The organism is Streptomyces sp. IBSNAI002, assembly GCF_052244475.1.
Classification (GTDB): Bacteria; Actinomycetota; Actinomycetes; order Streptomycetales; family Streptomycetaceae; genus Streptomyces.
This window is the reverse complement of record NZ_JBQPXG010000002.1, coordinates 1,630,622-1,649,724: the sequence shown is the minus strand read 5'-3', so window position 1 is coordinate 1,649,724 and position 19,103 is coordinate 1,630,622. Positions and strand designations below refer to the sequence as shown.

Genomic DNA, 19,103 nt, shown 5'->3' with positions numbered 1-19,103 from the left:
CTTCAAGGTGGGCAGGTCAAGGACGGAGGGTCGGCGTGAGGATCACGGGCGACGGTACGACCGGGGGCATCCCCGCACGGAGTGACGGTGGGCCGTACCCGCTGCACGGCAGTGCGGTCGGGTCCGCGCGCCGTCAGCCGGAGTCGACGCCGGTCGGACCGGTGGGCGGCGACCCGGCGCCCGAGCAGATCGGCTACCGCGGGCCGACCGCGTGCGCCGCGGCCGGGATCACCTACCGGCAGCTCGACTACTGGGCCAGGACGGGGCTGGTGGAGCCGAGCGTACGCCCCGCCTACGGCTCGGGGACGCAGCGGCTGTACAGCTTCCGCGACGTCGTGGTCCTCAAGATCGTCAAACGTTTCCTGGACACCGGGGTGGCGCTCCAGAACATCCGCACGGCCGTGCAGCACCTGCGCGACCGGGGCTTCTCGGACCTCGAGCGGATGACGCTGATGAGCGACGGCGCGACCGTGTACGAGTGCACCTCGCCGGACCAGGTCGTGAGCCTGCTCCAGGGCGGTCAGGGCGTCTTCGGCATCGCCGTGGGCGTCGTGTGGGGCGACGTCGAGAGCGCTCTGTCCCAGCTGCACGGCGAGCGGGTGGACACGGGCGAGACCCTGGTCGGGCACAACCCGACGGACGAGCTGGCGGCCCGCCGCAACCGGGCCGGCTGAACGGCGCCCGGGGAATGTCAGTCCCGTAGGGCAGCATCGGTCATGTGAGAGCCGCGCCGACCATCCTGCACCTGGACATGGATGCCTTCTACGCGTCCGTGGAGCAGGCGTCGAAGCCGAGCCTGCGGGGCAAGGCCGTCATCGTGGGCGGCCTCGGGCCGCGCGGGGTCGTCGCGACCGCCTCGTACGAGGCGCGGCGGTTCGGCGTGCATTCGGCGATGCCGATGGCCCAGGCGCGGCGGCTCTGCCCGAACGGCGCCTACCTGATCCCGCGCTTCACCCTGTACCGGCAGGTCAGCGATGTGGTGATGGCCCTGCTGAGGGAACTGTCGCCGCTGGTGGAGCCGCTCTCCCTGGACGAGGCCTTCGTGGACCTCGAGGCGGGCGGGACCGCCTTCGACTCGGCGGGCGCCCGGGCCACCGGGGAGCGGCTGCGGGCGGACATCAGGGCGGCGACGGGGCTCAGCGGATCGGTGGGGCTGGCCGGTTCGAAGATGCTGGCCAAGGTGGCGTCCGAGGAGGCCAAGCCGGCGGGCCTGCTGCTGATCGAGCCCGGTACGGAGCGGGAGCTCCTCGCGCCGATGTCGGTACGGACCCTGCCCGGCGTCGGGCCGGCCACCGGCGAGCACCTGCGGCGCGCCGGGATCACCACGGTGGGGGACTTGGCGGAGGCCGGGGAGGACGAGCTGGTGCGCATGCTCGGGCGCTCGCACGGGGTGGGGCTGTACCGGATGGCGCTGGGGATCGACGACCGCCCGGTGGTCGCGGAGCGGGACGCGAAATCGGTGTCGGTGGAGGACACCTTCGACGTGGACCTGCACGACCGGGTGCGGATCAGGACCGAGGTGCAGCGTCTCGCGGACCGGTGCGTGCAGCGGCTGCGCGGATCCGGGCACTCGGGGCGGACGATCGTCCTGAAGGTGCGCAGGTACGACTTCTCGACGCTGACGCGGTCCGAGACGCTGCGGGGGCCCACGGACGATCCCGCGGTCGTGCGCGAGGCCGCGGCGCGGCTGCTGGAGGGGGTGGACACCACGGGCGGGGTGCGGCTGCTGGGCGTGGGCGTGACCGGACTGGCGGACTACACGCAGGAGGACCTGTTCGCGCAGTCGCTGGCCGCCGAGCCGCAGGAGGGGACGGGGGAGGCTCCGGCGACCGACGGGGCCGCCGAGCCCGGTGGGGCCGCTGCGGGGGACGTGGAAGGCGTGCAGGGCGTGCAGGGCGCTGAGCCGTCAGCGGACCCGTCGGGGCCGTCGGGGCCGTCCGGGGAGCCGGAGGCGGCCGCGGAGCGGCGGTGGACGGCCGGGAGCGACGTACGGCACGCGGTGTACGGGCCCGGCTGGGTGCAGGGCAGCGGGGTCGGGCGGGTGACCGTACGGTTCGAGCGGCCGGGATCGGAGCCCGGCCGGGTGCGGACCTTCCGGGTGGACGACCCCGAGCTGGAGCCGTCCGATCCGCTGCCGCTGGTGGGGGACGACCCGCCGGCCCCGGCCTCCCGGGCCTCCCAGGCCCCCTCGCCCTCCTAGTCCTCCGGGCTCCTTGCCCTCGTCGGCCCTGGGCGGTCCCCGTCAGCCCTCGTCGCCCGCCAGGCGGCCGAAGTCGCGCTGGAAGTCGCTCGGCAGGGTCAGGTCCAGGCCGTAGTGGTGGTAGAGCTGCAGCTCCTGTTCGGGGGAGAGGTGGCGGCCGACCCCGAAATCGGGTGCGTCCTTGATCAGGGAACGGTCGAAGGGCACCCGCAGGGTGTCGCCGACCATCTCGCTCGGCTCCAGCGGGACGAACGCGTCCCGGCTGAACAGGCCGGTCCGCACGGCTGCCCATTCCGGGACTCCCGTGGCATCGTCGAGGTAGACCTCGTCGATGGTGCCGATCTTGGTGCCGTTGCGGTCGAACGCCTTGCGGCCGATCAGGCTGCGCGGATCGATGTCGGTCTGCACGGTCCCTCCAAATGGTCGCAACTCCTCCGTAATGACTACAGAAGTGCATATCGGGAAAGGAGGCCACTCGGGGAGTGCCCAGATCCTCGCTGGTAGGCTGGGTGATGGCTGTCGACCCTGTGCGGGAGAGTCCTCCGAGTGAACGTGACGGAGGCGCCGAAGGAGCAAATCCTCCCCGGAATCTCTCAGGCATACGTACCGCACGGACGAGGCCACTCTGGAAAGCAGGAGCGGGTACCGGGCGCGCAGTGCCGGTCCCTCTCCTCACCGACGGTGAAAGCCGGACCTCGCGGGCGACCCCTGCGGATCCGGTGAAGCTCTCAGGTTGAGATGACAGAGGGGGAGGCCGTCCGGGTGCCCGCGCCGTGGTGCCCCTCGCAGGTCGTACGACCAGGAGGCCTCCGTACATGACCGCCAACCGCATTCCGCTCTCCCAGCTGGAGCGAGGCATCCCCTTCGAGCAGCGCCACATCGGCCCGGATGCCGAGGCGCAGGCGAAGATGCTCGCCCAGGTGGGCTACGGCTCCCTGGACGAACTGACCGCCGCCGCGGTGCCGGATGTCATCAAGACCGCCGAAGCGCTCAACCTGCCCGAGGCGCGGACCGAGGCGGAGGTGCTCGCCGAGCTGCGCTCGCTCGCCGACCGCAACCAGGTCCTCTCCCCGATGATCGGCCTCGGCTACTACGGCACCTTCACGCCGCCGGTGATCCTGCGCAACGTCATGGAGAACCCGGCCTGGTACACGGCGTACACGCCCTACCAGCCGGAGATCTCGCAGGGCCGCCTCGAGGCGCTGCTGAACTTCCAGACGGTCGTCGCCGACCTCACCGGGCTGCCGACCTCCGGCGCCTCGCTGCTCGACGAGGGCACCGCGGCCGCCGAGGCCATGTCGCTCGCCCGCCGGGTGGGCAAGGTCAAGGGCGGCGTCTTCCTGATCGACGCGGACGCGCTGCCGCAGACCATCGCCGTGATCGAGACCCGCGCCGAGCCCACGGGCGTCGAGGTCGTCGTCGCGGACCTCTCGGACGGCATCCCGGCCGAGATCGCCGAGCGCGGCGTCTTCGGCGTGCTGCTCCAGTACCCGGGCGCCTCCGGTGCCGTACGGGAGATCAAGCCGCTGATCGACCAGGCGCACGAGCTCGGTGCCGTCGTCACCGTCTCGGCCGACCTGCTCGCGCTGACCCTGCTGACCTCCCCGGGCGAGCTGGGCGCCGACATCGCCGTCGGCACCACGCAGCGCTTCGGCGTCCCGATGGGCTTCGGCGGACCGCACGCCGGCTACATGGCCGTCCAGGCCAAGCACGCTCGCTCGCTGCCCGGCCGCCTCGTCGGCGTCTCCGTGGACGCGGACGGCAACAAGGCGTACCGCCTGGCGCTGCAGACCCGTGAGCAGCACATCCGTCGTGAGAAGGCCACCAGCAACATCTGCACCGCGCAGGTCCTGCTGGCCGTCATGGCCGCCATGTACGCCGTCTACCACGGTCCGGACGGCCTGCGGACGATCGCCCGCCGCACCCACCGCTACGCGGCCCTGCTCGCCGCGGGCCTGAAGTCCGGCGGGGTCGAGATCCTGCACGGCGCGTACTTCGACACGATCACGGCCCGGGTCCCGGGCCGCGCGGCGGAGGTCGTCGCCGCCGCCCGCGAGGGCGGGGCCAACCTGTACCGCGCCGACGCCGACCACGTCTCCGTCGCCTGCGACGAGACCACCCTGCGCGCCGACATCGAGGCCGTCTGGTCCGCCTTCGGGGTGTCCGCGGACATCGAGGCGCTCGACGCGACCACCGAGGACACGCTGCCCGAGGGCCTGCTGCGCTCGGACGACTACCTGACCCACCCGGTCTTCCACCAGCACCGTTCCGAGACCGCGATGCTGCGCTACCTGCGCAAGCTCTCGGACAAGGACTACGCGCTGGACCGCGGCATGATCCCGCTGGGCTCCTGCACCATGAAGCTCAACGCGACCACCGAGATGGAGCCGGTGACCTGGCCGGAGTTCGGCCAGCTGCACCCGTTCGCCCCGGTGGAGCAGGCCGAGGGCTACCTCACGCTCATCAACGAGCTGGAGGAACGTCTCTGCGAGGTCACGGGCTACGACAAGGTCTCCATCCAGCCGAACGCCGGCTCCCAGGGCGAGCTGGCCGGGCTGCTCGCCGTCCGCGCCTACCACCGCGCGAACGGCGACGAGCAGCGCACCATCTGCCTGATCCCGTCCTCCGCGCACGGCACCAACGCCGCCAGCGCCGTGATGGCGGGCATGAAGGTCGTCGTCGTCAAGACCGCCGACGACGGCGAGGTGGACGCGGCCGACCTGCGCGCGAAGATCGAGCAGTACCGCGACGAGCTCGCCGTGCTGATGATCACCTACCCCTCCACGCACGGTGTGTTCGAGGAGCACGTCGCCGACATCTGCGCCCAGGTGCACGAGGCGGGCGGCCAGGTCTACGTGGACGGCGCCAACCTCAACGCCCTGGTGGGCCTGGCCAAGCCGGGTCACTTCGGCGGCGACGTCTCGCACCTGAACCTGCACAAGACCTTCTGCATCCCGCACGGCGGCGGCGGTCCGGGCGTCGGCCCGGTCGGTGTCCGGGCGCACCTGGCCCCGTACCTGCCGAACCACCCGCTCCAGCCGAGCGCCGGCCCGGAGACGGGCGTCGGCCCGATCTCGGCGGCCCCGTGGGGTTCGGCGGGCATCCTGCCGATCTCCTGGTCGTACGTGCGCCTCATGGGCGGCGAGGGCCTCAAGCGGGCCACGCAGGTGGCGGTGCTCGGCGCCAACTACATCGCCAAGCGCCTGGAGCCGCACTACCCGGTGCTGTACACCGGCCCGGGAAACCTGGTCGCGCACGAGTGCATCATCGACCTGCGTCCGCTGTCGAAGGCGACGGGCGTGAGCGTGGACGACATCGCCAAGCGCCTGATCGACTACGGCTTCCACGCGCCGACCATGTCCTTCCCGGTGGCCGGCACGCTGATGATCGAGCCGACGGAGTCCGAGGACCTCGCCGAGATCGACCGCTTCTGCGACGCGATGATCGCCATCCGCGGCGAGATCGAGCGGGTCGCGGCCGGCGAGTGGCCGGTGGACGACAACCCGCTGGCCAACTCCCCGCACACCGCGGCGGCGCTGGGCGGTGAGTGGAACCACCCGTACACCCGTGACGAGGCCGTCTTCCCGGGCGGGGTCACGGCCGCGGAGAAGTACTGGCCGCCGGTGCGCCGCATCGACGGTGCGTTCGGCGACCGGAACCTGGTGTGCTCCTGCCCGCCGCTGGACGAGTACGACAACTGAGCATGAGCAAGGGGCCGGTCCGGGAGTTCTCCCGGACCGGCCCCTTCGTCGTTGTCGCGGCCGGCCTGCCGTTCTCGGCCGGTCAGGCGGCCTTCATCACCTGGGCCGCCGCGAGCGGGCGGTGCGGGGCGATGATCTGGCCGTCCGGCAGCAGCTCACCGGTGTCCTCGAAGAGCAGGACGCCGTTGCACAGCAGGCTCCAGCCCTGTTCCGGGTGGTTGGCCACGGGGAGCGCGGCCTCCCGGTCGGCGGATTCGGCTGACGGGCAGGCTGGCTGGTGCTGGCACATGGATGCGTTCTTTCGCTGCGGTGTGGTCTGCGTGCTACGGCTCGATGCGTCGTTCATGGCCGTCCCCCTGGGTCATCCCCGCACCCGCGGGGAGCTTGTCATCAGTCTTCCCCCACGACAGCCGCTTCGCAGGTATTTCCCGCCAGCTGTCCTCATAGATTGATGACGCATCACTCGTGCGGGCGGTTCAGGCCAACTCCCCTGTCATTTCGGATGGTTCGCCGGTGGCCCGAGCGGGCTAGGCCGAATGGGTCACTCGGGCCACCGGTCCGCTCATGCCGCGGGCGCGGCCACCGAGGGCGGGGCGGGCGCCGTCGCGGGGGTCAGCCGGTGGGTCATGACGGGCAGCAGCTCGGAGACCGGATGCGGCCGGTACGCGGCGATGCCGGGCGGGGCGGGCGCGAGCGGGACCAGCAGGTCCTCGCCCGCGGGCAGGCCGGCGGACGCGTCGGCGCCCACCGCCCCGTGCAGCCACAGGGTCAGCATGTACAGCTCCGGTACGGACAGCAGTCTCGGCTGGTACGCCGTCGAGAGCGACTCGGCCTGGCGCAGGGCGCGTTCGGTGGCCGCTACGTACGGACCCTCGAAGAAGTGGGAGAAGGCCCACCCGTCCGGCGTGAGCCGGGTGTCGGCGGCCGCGACGTAGCGCTCCCCGCCGCGGATGAGGAACCGCCAGCCGGTGAGGCGGGTGCGGGGAGGCCTGCCGCCGGACGTCAGGTCCGAGATGTTCAACCGGTCGAGGACGTGGACCGGAAGGGCGAGTTCGGCGGTCACCGGCCCCTGGAGGGCGCGCAGGGCGGGAGTGTGTGCCTCGTGGACGGCGGTGGGGGAACCGAGAGCCGCGAGGACGCTGCGCAGGGCGGCTGCGGGGGCCGGGGGGACGTGCAGCGGCATAGTGGGTCGCCTCTCACTTGGGAGACCTGGAACGGGGGCAGGTGCGGACGGCGCTGTCGCATTCTGGGGCCAGAGGGGGGCTGAGGGGCAATGGCCGCGCGCCAACTCTCTGCCTCGTTTGCGGAGTTTATACGACATGTGTTCACGCAGTGTTTCGGCTAGCTGTCCCGCCCATTGCCGACAAGGCGCTTACCGGTCCCGCTGACATGGCATTCATGCCGGATAGGCGCGAACATGCCGCGCTGACCTCGGAGGTTACCGGAAAGGGGCTCGGCTGGAAAGCGCCGGTTATCGGGAACAGGCAAAGTCGACGCGGAATTTGCATGAATCGACTTGCCAAGTGAATGTGCCAAACCGCCCGTCGGCCAAACCGGCGCGCGCTCCTCGCCACGCACGCCCCCGCCGCGTTATGGATCACGCTGCCGGGGCATCATCGACCGTACACGCGCGCCTGGGCGCCACCGGGCCAGGCCCACTCGAGGAGGGACGCTTCGATGGGGGAGAAGGTCGTGGCAGGCGGATTCGACCTGTCCGATCGGCAGCGGTATCGAAGGAAGCTTCACGAGTGTCTGGAGGGGCTGGAGCGACTTCTGGCGGAGAAGAGGTTCGATCGTCCGAAGAACATGATGGGACTGGAGATCGAGCTGAATCTCGCGGGCGCCGACGGTTTGCCGAGAATGGTGAATGCCCAGGTGCTGGAGCGGATTGCGAGCCCCGATTTCCAGACCGAACTGGGAATGTTCAACCTGGAGGTGAACGTCCTTCCGCACCGCCTCGGCGGCCGGGTATTCGATCAGCTCGCGGAGGAACTCAGCGCGGGTCTCGGCTATGCCCACCGGCAGGCCGCCGAGATCGACGCGGGAGTGGTGATGATCGGCATTCTGCCGACGATCACCCGAGAGGACCTGGTCACCGCCAACCTCTCGGCGGTCGACCGCTACTCGCTGCTCAACGAGCAGATCCTGATGATGCGCGGCGAGGACTTCACGCTCGACATCGACGGCGTCGAGCGGCTGGTGTGGAACACCGGGTCGATCGTGCCGGAGGCCGCCTGCACCTCCGTACAGCTGCACCTCCAGGTGACCCCGGCACGGTTCGCGGACGTGTGGAACGCGGCCCAGGCGGTCGTCGCCGCGCAGATAGCCGTCGGTGCGAACTCGCCGTTCCTGTTCGGGCGAGAGCTGTGGCGCGAATCCCGGCCTCCGCTGTTCACCCAGGCCACCGACACCCGGCCGCCCGAGCTCCAGGCGCAGGGGGTGCGCCCGCGCACCTGGTTCGGGGAGCGCTGGGTGGACTCGGCGTACGAGCTCTTCGCGGAGAACGTCCGCTACTTCCCGGCCCTGCTGCCGATCTGCGACGAGGAGGAGCCGCTGCGGGTGCTCGCCGAGGGCGGGGTGCCCGGGCTCCAGGAGCTGGTCCTGCACAACGGCACCGTCTACCGTTGGAACCGGCCCGTGTACGGGGTCGCCGACGGGGTGCCGCACCTGCGCGTCGAGAACCGGGTGCTGCCGGCCGGGCCCACGGTCGCCGACGTCGTCGCCAACGCCGCCTTCTACTACGGGCTCGTACGCACCCTCGCCGACGAGCCGCGCCCCGTGTGGACCCGGCTGCCCTTCGCCGAGGCGGAGGCCAACTTCGACGCGGCCTGCCGCTACGGGATCGACGCACGGCTGCGCTGGCCGCGCCGGGGGCGGTCCGGGGGCCTGGCCAGCGTGCCCGCGGTCCGGCTGGTCCTGGACGAGCTGCTGCCGATGGCGGCGGCCGGCCTCGACGCGTGGGGGATCGAGCCCGCGGACCGGGACCGCTACCTCGGCATCATCGAGGAGCGCTGCCGGCGGCGGGCGAACGGGGCGACCTGGCAGGTGGACACCTACCACCGGGCGCTCGCGTCCGGACTGGACCGCGACGCGGCGCTGGCGGCGACCACGCGGCGGTACACCGAGCTGATGCACAAGGGCGACCCCGTGCACACCTGGCCCGTGGGGCCGGGGGAGGAGGTGGCCGCCGGAGGCTGACCTCCCGATTCCCGTCGGCACGCACCCGCACGTACCCGCACGCGCCCGCATCCACCCGTACGCGCCCGTACGCGCCGTACCGCCCGACCGCTGTGCCGCCGGCGGTGGCCCCCGGGCCGCCCGCCGCTCCGCGAGGAGGCAGTATGGGGTGGTCGTATCGGGATGGCGGGACGGGAGTCGGGCGTGCGGGCGGAGCCGGAGCCGGTGGTCGTGGAACTGGATGCGGACGGGGCGCGGCGCGTCCTGCGCACCGAGACCCTGCTCGTCCTGGCGCTGTCGCTGGGCGCGAGCGGGGTCTCGGCGCTCATCAGCTTCATCGGCTCGCTCACCAAGCCGGGCGGGCTGGGGGACCAGGCCGCCACGCTCAACGGCTCGTACGCGCCCGGCCGCCCCTGGCTGGACCTGGCCTGGCAGCTGTTCGGCATCGCGAGCGCGCTGGTTCCCGTACTGCTGGTGGCGCACCTGCTCACCCGTGAGGGCGCGCCGGGCCTGCGGGCGCTGGGCTTCGACCGCACCCGCCCGCTGTGGGACCTCGGGCGGGGCGCTCTGGTCGCGGCCGGGATCGGGAGCGCCGGGCTGCTGTTCTACCTGGCGGCGCAGGCCACCGGTTTCAACCTCACGGTGGTGCCGGAGGCGCTGCCCGACGTGTGGTGGAAGTTCCCCGTACTGGTCCTCTCCGCGGTGCAGAACTCGGTGGTGGAGGAAGTCATCGTGCTGGCCTACCTGCTGCGGCGGCTGGACCAGCTCGGCTGGTCGCCGATGGCCACGCTGCTCGCCAGCTCCCTGCTGCGCGGCTCCTACCACCTCTACCAGGGCGTCGGCGGCTTCATCGGCAATGTGGTGATGGGCGTCGTGTTCGTCCTGGCCTACCGCCGCTGGGGCCGGGTCGGGCCCCTCGTCGTCGCGCACGCGCTGCTCGACATCGTGGCCTTCGGCGGGTACGCGCTGCTCGCGGGCAAGGTGGGTTGGCTGCCGACGCCGTAGCCGGCCCGGTCAGGGGGCGGTGAGGAGTTCCCCGTCCAGGACGGTCACCGCGTGGCCGGTCAGCAGGGTGCGCTCGCCCCGCAGACTCACCCGTACCAGCCCCTGGCGCGCGCCTCCCTGGAGGCCGGTCAGCTCGGTGCGGCCCAGGCGCTGTGCCCAGAACGGGGCGAGCGCGGTGTGGGCGCTGCCGGTGACCGGGTCCTCGTCGATCCCGAACGCGGGGAAGAAGCCGCGGGAGACGAAGTCGTACCCGCGCGCGGGATCCTCGGCCTGCGCGGTGACGATCACCCCGCGCCTGGCGAAGGCCCGCAGGGCGGCGTGGTCCGGCGCCAGCTCGCGGACCGTCCGCTCGTCGGCGAGCTCGATCAGCAGGTCCCCGATGTGGGCGGCGGTGTCGTGCACGGACAGGATCGGCGCGCCGCCGAGTGCGTGCTCGACGGCGGCCGGAGCCGGGGCCGGGGTGAGCGAGGACGTGGGGAAGTCCAGGGTGACGGTCCCGTCCGCGGCGGTCTCGGCCGTCAGGATGCCGCAGCGGGCCGTGAAGCGGACCAGCCCGTCGGCGAGTCCGCTCGTGGCGAGGACGTGCGCCGTCGCGAGGGTCGCGTGGCCGCACATGTCGACCTCGCCCGCCGGGGTGAACCAGCGCAGCGCCCAGTCGGCGCCCGAGCCGGGCGGCAGGGGGTGGGCGAAGGCGGTCTCGGACAGGTTCACCTCTGCGGCGACCTGCTGGAGCCAGGCGTCCGGGGGGAACGCGCCGTCGAGGAGCAGGACTCCGGCGGGGTTGCCGTGGAAGGGGCGGTCGGTGAAGGCGTCGACGATTCGGATGCGCATGGAATCGAAGGTAGGACGGCTTTCCGATCGCCGCCAAAGGCCAATCCCGGGTGACTGGACTGGTCCGGGGCTGTTCACTGAGAAAGTTTCCGATATATCGTTGACGCATCGCGATGGATCATCGATAGTAGAGACACCGGACAACCGATACGACGCGAAACCGACGTACGAGACGAAAGGAGCGCAGTCATGCGTTCACGCGGACAGCACGGACATGACCACGGACACGAGCACGGCCGGGGCCACGGCCACTGCGGGCCCGATCGTCGAGGGGAGTTCCAGGGGCGGCGCGCCGCCTTCGGGCCGTTCGGTCCCCCCTTCGGCGGCGGACCGTTCGGCGGGCGCGGCGGGCGCGGGGGACCTCGGGGCCGGGCCCGCCGCGGTGACGTGCGCGCCTCGATCCTGGCGCTGCTCGCCGACCGGCCCATGCACGGCTACGAGATGATCCAGGAGATCGGCGAGCGCAGCGGCGGGGCCTGGAAGCCCAGCCCCGGCTCGGTCTACCCGACCCTGCAGCTGCTCGAGGACGAGGGGCTCATCACCAGTGAGAGCGAGGGCGGCAAGAAGCTGTTCACGCTCACCGAAGCCGGCAGCACCGAGGCCGAGTCGGGCCCGGACGCCCCCTGGGCGGATGCCGGGCGCGGCTTCGACTTCGAGGCGATGCAGGAGGTCCGGACGGCCGGCATCGGCCTGATGGAGGCCTTCGGCCAGGTCTTCAAGACCGGCACCCCCGAGCAGCGGGAGAAGGCCGTCGCGGTCATCAACGACGCCCGCAAGAAGCTCTACCTGATCCTGGCCGACGAGCACTGACCGGACGGCCCGGGCGATCACGAAGGCGCGCCCCGCGAGTCACTCGCGGGGCGCGCCGTCGTACGTGCTGGGGGGTGGGGCTGAAGGGGTCAGGCGACCAGGCCGGCCAGCTTGCGCAGCGACTCGTTCAGCGCGGCGGTGGCCGAGTCCTTGAGCTTGCCCGCCATCAGGGAGACGGCCGCGCCGGTGAACTCGCCGTCGATGCGGACCGTGGTGGCCCCGCCGTCCGGGACCAGGGTGTACCGGGTGAGGACGGCCACGCCCATCGGGCCCTTGCCGGTGATGGCGAAGAGGCGCTCGTCCTCCAGCTCCGAGACGGTCCAGACGACCTCGGCCGGGAAGCCCATCATCTTCATGTTCTCGGCGAAGGTGGCGCCGACCGCGAGGGTCTCCGGGCCGCCCTTCGGGAAACTGGTGTGGGTCATGCTCCACTGGCCGTACGCGTCCCAGTCCGTCAGCTGGGACCAGACCTTCGCGGCGGGCGCCTCGATGCGTGATTCCGCGGTGACTTCGGCCATGCGACCACCCCTTCTCGTCGGGTACGTGCGGCGGAACGTAGCCCCGGTCGGCGGAACATTCAATACTGACGACCTGTCAGATATTGGAGGGGTGTACGAGCCCCGGTCTCGTCTCCGTCTCAACAGGTGTCACGCCCGTGAGGCTCCTGACGAGCGCCTGCCATGATGGCCCGATGCAAGCGTCAGGGAAAAACGCCGGACTGGGCCTCGCCCTCGTGTCGGCGGTCGCGTTCGGTGGTTCCGGGGTGGCGGCGAAGCCGCTGATCGAGGCGGGTCTGGACCCCCTCCACATGGTCTGGCTCAGGGTGGCCGGGGCCGCGCTCGTGCTGTCCCCGCTGGCCTGGCGCCACCGTGACCTCGTCCTGCGCAGGCCCGCGCTGCTCGCGGGCTTCGGGCTGGTGGCCGTCGCCGGGGTGCAGGCCTTCTACTTCGCCTCCCTGTCCCGGATCCCGGTCGGCGTGGCCCTGCTGCTGGAGTACCTCGGCCCGGCGCTGCTGCTCGGCTACATCCGCTTCGTCCAGCGCAAGCCCGTCACGCGGGGCGCCGCCGCCGGAGCGGCCGTGGCCGTCGTGGGGCTGGCCTGCGTGGTCGAGATCTGGGCCGGACTGCGGCTCGACGCGCTCGGTGTGCTCTTCGGCCTCTGCGCCGCGCTGTGCCAGGCCTTCTACTTCGTCTTCGCCGACCAGGGCGCGGACAAGGACGACGCCCCCGATCCGCTCGGGGTGATCGCCTACGGCATGATCATCGGCACCCTGGTGATGACGGTGATCGCCAGGCCGTGGGAGATGGACTGGCAGGTGCTCGGCGGGGAGGCCGCCCTGGGCGACCTGATGGTCCCCGCGCCGCTGCTGTACGGCTGGGTGGTGCTGATCGCGACCGTCTTCGCGTACCTGACCGGCGTGGTCTCCGTGCGCAGGCTCTCGCCGCAGATCGCGGGCGTGGTGGCCTTCCTCGAGGCGGTGGTCGCCACCGTGCTGGCCTGGATCCTGCTCGGCGAGCACCTCTCCACCTGGCAGATCGTCGGTGGCGGGCTCGTGCTCGGCGGCGCCTTCATCGCGCAGTCCTCGCGCCCCGCGCCGGCCACGGCCCCTGCCGCCGCCGCTGCGGCGGGCGCCGGTCCGGCCGCGGTGGACCGCGAGACCACCAGCGCCTAGGGTGGCGGTCATGCCTTCGACCGTGCTTCCCCCTCCCGCCTCCGCCTAGCGCGGGCGGCACTTCCTCGAACGAGTACCCCGGCCCGGGGAGTTCCCGGGCGGGTGAGCGCTGCCCGCGAAGCGATGACCTGCTCTTCTCATCCTTCACGCATGCGCGGAGAACCACGTGTCGAACCATTCGCCCGCTGCCGGGCGCAGTCTGCTGTACCTCGTCGTCGCCGGAGCCGCCTGGGGCACCGCCGGGGCGGCCGCCTCCCTCCTCTTCCTCGCCAGTGACCTCGGTCCGCTCTCCCTGTCGTTCTGGCGGTGCGCGGGCGGGCTCGTGGTGCTGCTCGGGGTGCTCGCCGTACGCCGGCGGACCCGCCCGGGATCCGGGTCCGGGCGGGTGCGGCCCTCGGCCGGCTCGCTGATCGTGACCGGACTGCTGTTCACCCTGTTCCAGGCCGCCTACTTCGCGGCCGTGCGCGAGACCGGCCTCGCCGTCGGCACCGTCGTCACGCTGGGCGCCGGGCCCGTGCTGATCGCGCTCGGGGCGCGGTACTGGATGGGTGAGCGCCTCGGCGGGGGCGGCGCCGCCGCCGTCACCGGGGCGCTGGCCGGGCTCGCCGTCCTGGTGCTGGGCGGCGGGGGCGGCGAGGTGCGCCCCGCCGGCGTCGGCTGGGCGCTGGTGTCGGCCGCCGGGTACGCGGGGATGACCCTGCGGGCCCGCTGGCTCGGGCGGCGCGGGGCGGGCGGGGATCCGCTGGTGACCACCGCCTGGTCGGTCGCGGTGGGCACGGTGTGCCTGCTGCCGCTCGCCGCCGCGGAGGGGCTGCTGCCGCACACCGCCGAACCGGGCCGGGTGCTCTGGCTGCTGGTGTACGTCGCCACCGTGCCGACGGCCCTGGCGTACGCGCTCTACTTCACCGGAGCGGCCGCCGTCCGGGCCGCCACCGTGTCCGTGATCATGCTGATCGAGCCGGTGAGCGCGGCTGTGATCGCCGTACTGCTGCTCGGCGAGCGGCTGACCGGCGCGGTGGTGCTGGGCACCGTACTGCTGCTGGCGGCGGTGGGTGCGCTGATCGTGGCCGAGGCGCGGCGGCCGGCGGACGGGCCGGCCGTGCGGCCCGTCCGTGTCCCCGAGGTGTCGGGTCAGAGCGCCGCGAGGTAGTCCGGGGTGGCGGTCCCGGGGGTCAGGTCGGCTGCCGGGACCGGTGTCCCGTACGCGGGAGCGACCGGGACCACGCCCGCCCAGTAGGGCAGCCCCATGTCCTGGGGGTCGTCGTTCGGCCCGCCGGTACGGATCTTCGCGGAGACCTCGGTCAGGTCCAGGCGGATCACCGCGGTGGCGGCGAGCTCCTTGGCGTTGGCCGGCCGGGAGTCGGCGGAGCGGCCCGGGACCACGTGGTCGACGAGGGCGTCCAGGGCCATCCGGCACTCCTCCTCGTCCGTGACCTGGTAGGCCGTGCCGTGTACGACCACCGAGCGGTAGTTGAGCGAGTGGTGGAAGGCCGAGCGGGCCAGCACCAGGCCGTCGACGTGCGTCACGGTCACGCAGACCGGCAGTCCCGGGTCGGCCTTGCCGGCCGCGAGCAGCGGGCGCGAACCCGTGGAGCCGTGGATGTAGAGCGCCTCGCCGACCCTGCCGAAGAGGGTCGGCAGCACCACCGGGGCGCCGTCGCGGACGAAGCCGAGGTGGCAGATGTAGGCCTGGTCGAGTATCGAGTGGACCGTCTCGCGGTCGTAGCGCGCCCGGTCGCGGGAGCGGGTGGGCAGCGTGCGGTCGGTGGGCTCGTACGCGTCGGACGCAGTGGTCGGCTCGGACGGCGCGGGTGCTTCCGTGGCGGGCGTGGCGGTCATGATGCGAACTCCGTTGTACTAGTGCATAATGGGGTTTGTGCTAGGAGACTATCGGATCGTTGGGCGCCGCGCATCGGATATCGCGGCCAGTGTCGAAGCGGGCGTGGGATCGGGCGCGCTCCCGCCGGGGGCGCTGCTGCCGCCGATGCGGGAGCTGGCGGCCGAGCTGGGGGTGAACCCCAACACCGTGGCGGCCGCGTACCGGACGCTGCGCGAGCGCGGGGTCATCGAGACCGACGGGCGGCGGGGCAGCCGGGTGCGCGCCCGTCCGTCCAGCGCGCCCCGCGACGCCCTGCGGATGGCGGTGCCGGCGGGCGTACGGGACATCACGGCCGGCAATCCGGACGTGGACCTGCTGCCCTCGCTGGACGGGCCGCTGGCGGCCGCCGCGCGGCGGTACGCACAGGCCCCGACGCTGTACGGCCAGGACCCGGTCGACCCGGAACTGGCGCGGCTGGCCCGGGCGGACCTCGACGCGGACGGGGTGCCGGCCGGGCCCGTCGCGCTGACCTCGGGCGCCCTGGACGGGATCGAACGGGTGCTGGCCGCGCACCTGCGCCCCGGGGACGCGGTCGCGGTGGAGGACCCGGGCTGGGGGAGCGTGCTGGACCTGGTCCCGGCGCTCGGGCTGCGGGTGCTGCCGGTGGCCGTGGACGACGAGGGGCCGCAGGTCCACGCGGTCGCGCGGGCGCTGGAGGCCGGGGCGCGGGCGCTGGTCGTGACCTCCCGCGCGCAGAACCCCACCGGGGCCGCGGTCAGCGCGGAGCGGGCCGGGGAGCTGCGGGCCCTGCTGGCGGCCCACCCCGGGGTGCTGGTGATCGACGACGACCACGGGCACGCGATCGTGGACCTGCCCCTGCATCCGCTGGGCGGGGTCACCCGGCACTGGGTGCTGGTGCGGTCGACGGCGAAGGCGTACGGGCCGGATCTGCGGCTGGCGGTGCTGACGGGTGACGCGGTGACGCTGGACCGGGTGCGCGGGAGGCAGCGGCTGGGTCCCGGCTGGGTGAGCCGGCTGCTGCAGTACGCGGTGGTGGAGCTGTGGACCTCGGGCGCGGTGGACCGGACCGCGGTCGCCCGCTCGTACGGGGAGCGGCGCGACGCGCTGGTCGCCGCGCTCGGCGAGCGGGGCGTACGGGCGCACGGGCGGACCGGGATGAACGTGTGGGTGCCGGTGGCCGACGAGACGGGTGTGGTGACGCGGCTGCTGGCCGCGGGCTGGGCGGTGACGGCCGGAGCCCGGTTCCGCGTCGAGTCGGAACCGGGCGTGCGGCTGACGGTGTCACAGGTGGCCGTCGCGGACGTGCCGGGGCTGGCGGACGCCGTGGCGGCCGCGGTCCGCCCGGGGGTGGTGGGGGTCCGCTACGTCTGACCGCGGGCCGCCGGCCCCGGGCCCGGAGGGCCCGGCGGGGCTCAGGCGGGCTTGCGGGGACCGGGGCGGGTCTGGGTGAGGGCGGCGCCCGCCAGGACGATCGCGGCGCCCACCGGCGTGTTCCAGTGGAGCTGTTCGCCGAGGACCACGACTCCCGCGGCGGTGGCGATGACCGGGATGAAGTAGGTGACCATCTGGGCCGTGGTCGGGCCGATCTCCGCGACCAGGCCGTACTGCATCTGGAGCGCCATGCCCGTGCCGAGCGCGCCCAGGGCGACCACCGACAGGGTCGGCCACAGCGGGAACGAGGTCGGGGCGGCCGTGAACAGGGTGCTGACCAGGGCGAGCTGGAGCGTGGAGACGATCAGCTGGCCGCCGGTCAGGGCCACCGGGGAGCCGGGGGTCCCGGCCAGCGTGCGACGGACGTAGATCCAGCCGACGGGGTAGCTGAGCGAGGCCAGCAGGGCGAACGCGGTGCCCTTCGCGTCGACCCCGGAGAAGCCCTGCCAGGCGCCGAGGACGGTCAGGACGCCGAGGAAGCCCAGGCCCAGCCCCGCCACGCGGCGGCGCGTCGGGCGGTCCTCGGACAGCGCGACCAGGGACAGGGCCATGCCCCACAGCGGCGACGTGGCGTTGCAGATCCCGGCCAGACCGGACGGGATGCTCAGTTCGGCGTAGGCGAACAACGAGAACGGAACCGTGTTGAGCAGCATCGCCGCCACGCCGAGGTGACCCCAGGTCCGCAGCCCCCGCGGCAGCGGCTCGCGGCGGACGAGCAGCACGGTGACGAGGGCGAGCGCACCGAACAGGACCCGGCCCAGGGCCACCTGGAAGGGTGCGTACGCCTCCGTGCCCACCTTGATCAGCAGGAAGCTGAAGCCCCAGACGACCGACAGGATCGCGAAGCGGACGCGCCAGTCCAGGAGGACGCCCCGCCGGGTGCCGGGGATGCCGGGGGTGCCCGCGGCGGCGGGCGGTGAGGTCGTGGAGAGGGTGGGGCGGGAGACGGTCGGTGCGCTCATGCCGCCTACTGTGCGCGTATCAACTTCGTAGAACAAGCGAGAGTTTCTCGGTCTGACGGCGTAGCATTGCTTACATGTTGAACCTGGAGCGCCTGCGCACCCTCGACGCCCTCGCCCGCCACGGCTCGGTCAGCGGCGCGGCCGACGGACTCCACGTCACCACCTCCGCCGTCTCCCAGCAGATGGCCAAACTCGAGCGCGAGGTCGGCCAGCCCCTGCTGGCCAGGAACGGGCGCGGGGTCCGGCTCACCGACGCCGGGCGGCTGCTCGCCGACCACGCGGCCCGGATCATCTCCCAGGTGGAGCGCGCCCAGGCCGACGTGGAGGCCCAGCGGGGCTGCGCGGTCGGCGAGCTGCGCATCGGCGCCTTCCCGACCGCCATGCGAGGCCTGCTGCCCCGGGCCCTGTGTGACCTGCGCGACGGCCAGCCCGACCTGCGGGCCCTGGTCCGCGAGCAGGAGCCCGAGGAGAGCATGGCGGCCGTCGTGCGCGGCGATCTCGACATGGCGCTCGCCATCGACTGGCACAACAAGCGGATGCCGGTGCCCGCCGAGCTGACCCGGGCGCACCTGCTCGACGACTCCGTCGACATCGCCGTGCCGTCCGGTCACCGGCTGGCCGGCCGGACGGAGGTCTCCCTCGCCGAGTTCGCCGCCGACGACTGGATCTCCTGGAACGAGGGGCAGTTCTGCCACGAGTGGCTGGTCTTCACCCTCCGCGGTACGGGAATCGAGCCGCGCATCGCCCACATCGCGGAGGAGCACCACACCCAGCTGGCCTTCGTGGAGGCCGGGCTCGGGGTGTGCGTGGCGCCGAAGCTGGGCCGCGGCCCGATACCGGCCGGGGTGCGGCTGCTGCCGGTCTGCGACTCCGTGCGCCGGCACGTGTACGCCGTCTGGCGCGCGGACGCCGACCGCCGCCCGTCCATCCGGGCGGCCGTCGACGCGCTGAAGCGGGCCGCCGCGGACACCCCCTAGAGCTTGCGGAAGTCCCAGGAGACGACCGACTCCGGGGTCAGGCGGATCCAGGCGTGGCGCCCGTCGTGCGGCATCTCCTCGATGCCGAAGTTCTTGACCGGGAAGATCCGCTCGGCCTCCGCCAGCTCCGGGCAGGGCTCACCGGTGCGCGGGGCCTCGCCCACGAAGACGGCGCTGCCGGACAGTTCCACGCCGCGCAGTTCGTCGTACGCCTCCCCGGAGTCCACGACCACCGAGATCCGCGGGTCCTTGCGCAGGTCGGACCAGCGCCGGCTGCGGGTGATCGAGTACAGCCACAGGGAGGTGCCGTCCCAGGCGAACCACAGGGCGCCCACGTGCGGGCGGCCGTCCGAGGAGACCGTGGCCACGCGGCAGGTGCGCTGCTCGCGGAGGAAGGCGTCCACCTCCTCGTCGGTCATCATGATCCGGCGGCCCCGCCGCTGTGTCCTTCCCGGGCCTGTCTCGTCCATCCGTCCCGCACCCCTTCACATCTGACT

The 19,103-nt window shown here is 72.8% G+C and carries 18 protein-coding genes and 1 riboswitch; of the genes, 10 read left to right on the top strand and 8 right to left on the bottom strand.

What is annotated here, in order from left to right:
* Positions 1–35 precede the first annotated feature (35 nt).
* Both ACTVZO_RS08110 and ACTVZO_RS08105 read left to right on the top strand, forming a co-directional pair.
* Positions 36–674: a MerR family transcriptional regulator gene (locus tag ACTVZO_RS08110; protein ID WP_443297737.1), complete on the top strand. Its 639-nt coding sequence runs from the start codon at positions 36–38 to the stop codon at positions 672–674.
* Positions 675–718: 44 nt separating this feature from the next.
* A complete protein-coding gene (locus tag ACTVZO_RS08105) occupies positions 719–2,200 on the top strand; it encodes a DNA polymerase IV (protein ID WP_443297736.1) in 1,482 nt (493 codons plus the stop codon).
* Between the two features lie 42 nt (positions 2,201–2,242).
* On the opposite strand, the gene ACTVZO_RS08100 is transcribed toward ACTVZO_RS08105, so the two are convergent.
* Positions 2,243–2,608, bottom strand: a complete 366-nt coding sequence (locus ACTVZO_RS08100) for a PRC-barrel domain-containing protein (protein WP_443297735.1) — start codon at positions 2,606–2,608, stop codon at positions 2,243–2,245.
* A 112-nt stretch (positions 2,609–2,720) separates the two neighbouring features.
* Positions 2,721–2,819, top strand: a riboswitch (glycine riboswitch).
* Between the two features lie 196 nt (positions 2,820–3,015).
* On the opposite strand from ACTVZO_RS08100, the gene gcvP reads away from it, so the two are divergent.
* Positions 3,016–5,901: an aminomethyl-transferring glycine dehydrogenase gene (gene gcvP, locus ACTVZO_RS08095; protein ID WP_443297734.1), complete on the top strand. Its 2,886-nt coding sequence runs from the start codon at positions 3,016–3,018 to the stop codon at positions 5,899–5,901.
* A gap of 82 nt (positions 5,902–5,983) precedes the next feature.
* Here gcvP and ACTVZO_RS08090 read toward each other — a convergent pair whose 3' ends face one another.
* Positions 5,984–6,190 carry a DUF5999 family protein gene (locus tag ACTVZO_RS08090; protein WP_285444628.1) on the bottom strand — a complete coding sequence of 69 codons (207 nt, stop codon included), beginning with the start codon at positions 6,188–6,190 and terminating at the stop codon, positions 5,984–5,986.
* 273 nt (positions 6,191–6,463) lie between these two features.
* Positions 6,464–7,084, bottom strand: coding sequence for a hypothetical protein (locus ACTVZO_RS08085; RefSeq protein WP_443297733.1), 621 nt, complete (start codon positions 7,082–7,084; stop codon positions 6,464–6,466).
* 494 nt (positions 7,085–7,578) lie between these two features.
* Between ACTVZO_RS08085 and ACTVZO_RS08080 the strand changes: the two genes are divergently transcribed.
* Both ACTVZO_RS08080 and ACTVZO_RS08075 read left to right on the top strand, forming a co-directional pair.
* The gene (locus ACTVZO_RS08080; protein ID WP_443297732.1) at positions 7,579–9,099 is read left to right on the top strand and encodes a glutamate-cysteine ligase family protein; all 1,521 of its coding nucleotides are present in this window, start codon (positions 7,579–7,581) and stop codon (positions 9,097–9,099) included.
* Between the two features lie 162 nt (positions 9,100–9,261).
* On the top strand, positions 9,262–10,083 hold the full coding sequence (locus tag ACTVZO_RS08075; RefSeq protein ID WP_443297731.1) for a CPBP family intramembrane glutamic endopeptidase: 822 nt from the start codon (positions 9,262–9,264) through the stop codon (positions 10,081–10,083).
* 9 nt (positions 10,084–10,092) lie between these two features.
* Here the strand turns inward: ACTVZO_RS08075 and ACTVZO_RS08070 are convergent, their stop codons facing one another.
* Positions 10,093–10,914: a PhzF family phenazine biosynthesis protein gene (locus tag ACTVZO_RS08070; protein ID WP_443297730.1), complete on the bottom strand. Its 822-nt coding sequence runs from the start codon at positions 10,912–10,914 to the stop codon at positions 10,093–10,095.
* 189 nt (positions 10,915–11,103) lie between these two features.
* On the opposite strand from ACTVZO_RS08070, the gene ACTVZO_RS08065 reads away from it, so the two are divergent.
* Positions 11,104–11,724 carry a PadR family transcriptional regulator gene (locus ACTVZO_RS08065; protein ID WP_443297729.1) on the top strand — a complete coding sequence of 207 codons (621 nt, stop codon included), beginning with the start codon at positions 11,104–11,106 and terminating at the stop codon, positions 11,722–11,724.
* A gap of 89 nt (positions 11,725–11,813) precedes the next feature.
* Here ACTVZO_RS08065 and ACTVZO_RS08060 read toward each other — a convergent pair whose 3' ends face one another.
* Positions 11,814–12,242 (bottom strand): type II toxin-antitoxin system Rv0910 family toxin, encoded by a 429-nt coding sequence (locus ACTVZO_RS08060; protein WP_443297728.1) that lies wholly within the window; start codon positions 12,240–12,242, stop codon positions 11,814–11,816.
* 173 nt (positions 12,243–12,415) lie between these two features.
* On the opposite strand from ACTVZO_RS08060, the gene ACTVZO_RS08055 reads away from it, so the two are divergent.
* Together ACTVZO_RS08055 and ACTVZO_RS08050 are read left to right on the top strand one after the other, a co-directional pair.
* Positions 12,416–13,396 (top strand): EamA family transporter, encoded by a 981-nt coding sequence (locus ACTVZO_RS08055; protein WP_443297727.1) that lies wholly within the window; start codon positions 12,416–12,418, stop codon positions 13,394–13,396.
* Positions 13,397–13,562: 166 nt separating this feature from the next.
* Entirely contained in the window at positions 13,563–14,546 is a 984-nt protein-coding gene (locus ACTVZO_RS08050) for a DMT family transporter (RefSeq protein ID WP_443297726.1), read from the top strand.
* Here ACTVZO_RS08050 and ACTVZO_RS08045 read toward each other — a convergent pair.
* On the bottom strand, positions 14,528–15,235 hold the full coding sequence (locus ACTVZO_RS08045; protein ID WP_443297725.1) for a pyridoxamine 5'-phosphate oxidase family protein: 708 nt from the start codon (positions 15,233–15,235) through the stop codon (positions 14,528–14,530). The genes ACTVZO_RS08050 and ACTVZO_RS08045 overlap by 19 nt on opposite strands.
* 37 nt (positions 15,236–15,272) lie before the next feature.
* Between ACTVZO_RS08045 and ACTVZO_RS08040 the strand changes: the two genes are divergently transcribed.
* On the top strand, positions 15,273–16,607 hold the full coding sequence (locus ACTVZO_RS08040) for an aminotransferase class I/II-fold pyridoxal phosphate-dependent enzyme (RefSeq protein ID WP_443297724.1): 1,335 nt from the start codon (positions 15,273–15,275) through the stop codon (positions 16,605–16,607).
* 41 nt (positions 16,608–16,648) lie between these two features.
* Here ACTVZO_RS08040 and ACTVZO_RS08035 read toward each other — a convergent pair whose 3' ends face one another.
* Positions 16,649–17,629 carry a DMT family transporter gene (locus ACTVZO_RS08035; protein ID WP_443297723.1) on the bottom strand — a complete coding sequence of 327 codons (981 nt, stop codon included), beginning with the start codon at positions 17,627–17,629 and terminating at the stop codon, positions 16,649–16,651.
* A gap of 74 nt (positions 17,630–17,703) precedes the next feature.
* Here ACTVZO_RS08035 and ACTVZO_RS08030 point away from each other — a divergent pair, with 74 nt between their 5' ends.
* Positions 17,704–18,606: a LysR family transcriptional regulator gene (locus tag ACTVZO_RS08030; protein ID WP_443297722.1), complete on the top strand. Its 903-nt coding sequence runs from the start codon at positions 17,704–17,706 to the stop codon at positions 18,604–18,606.
* Here the strand turns inward: ACTVZO_RS08030 and ACTVZO_RS08025 are convergent.
* Entirely contained in the window at positions 18,603–19,076 is a 474-nt protein-coding gene (locus ACTVZO_RS08025; protein ID WP_443297721.1) for a pyridoxamine 5'-phosphate oxidase family protein, read from the bottom strand. The genes ACTVZO_RS08030 and ACTVZO_RS08025 overlap by 4 nt on opposite strands.
* Positions 19,077–19,103 lie beyond the last annotated feature (27 nt).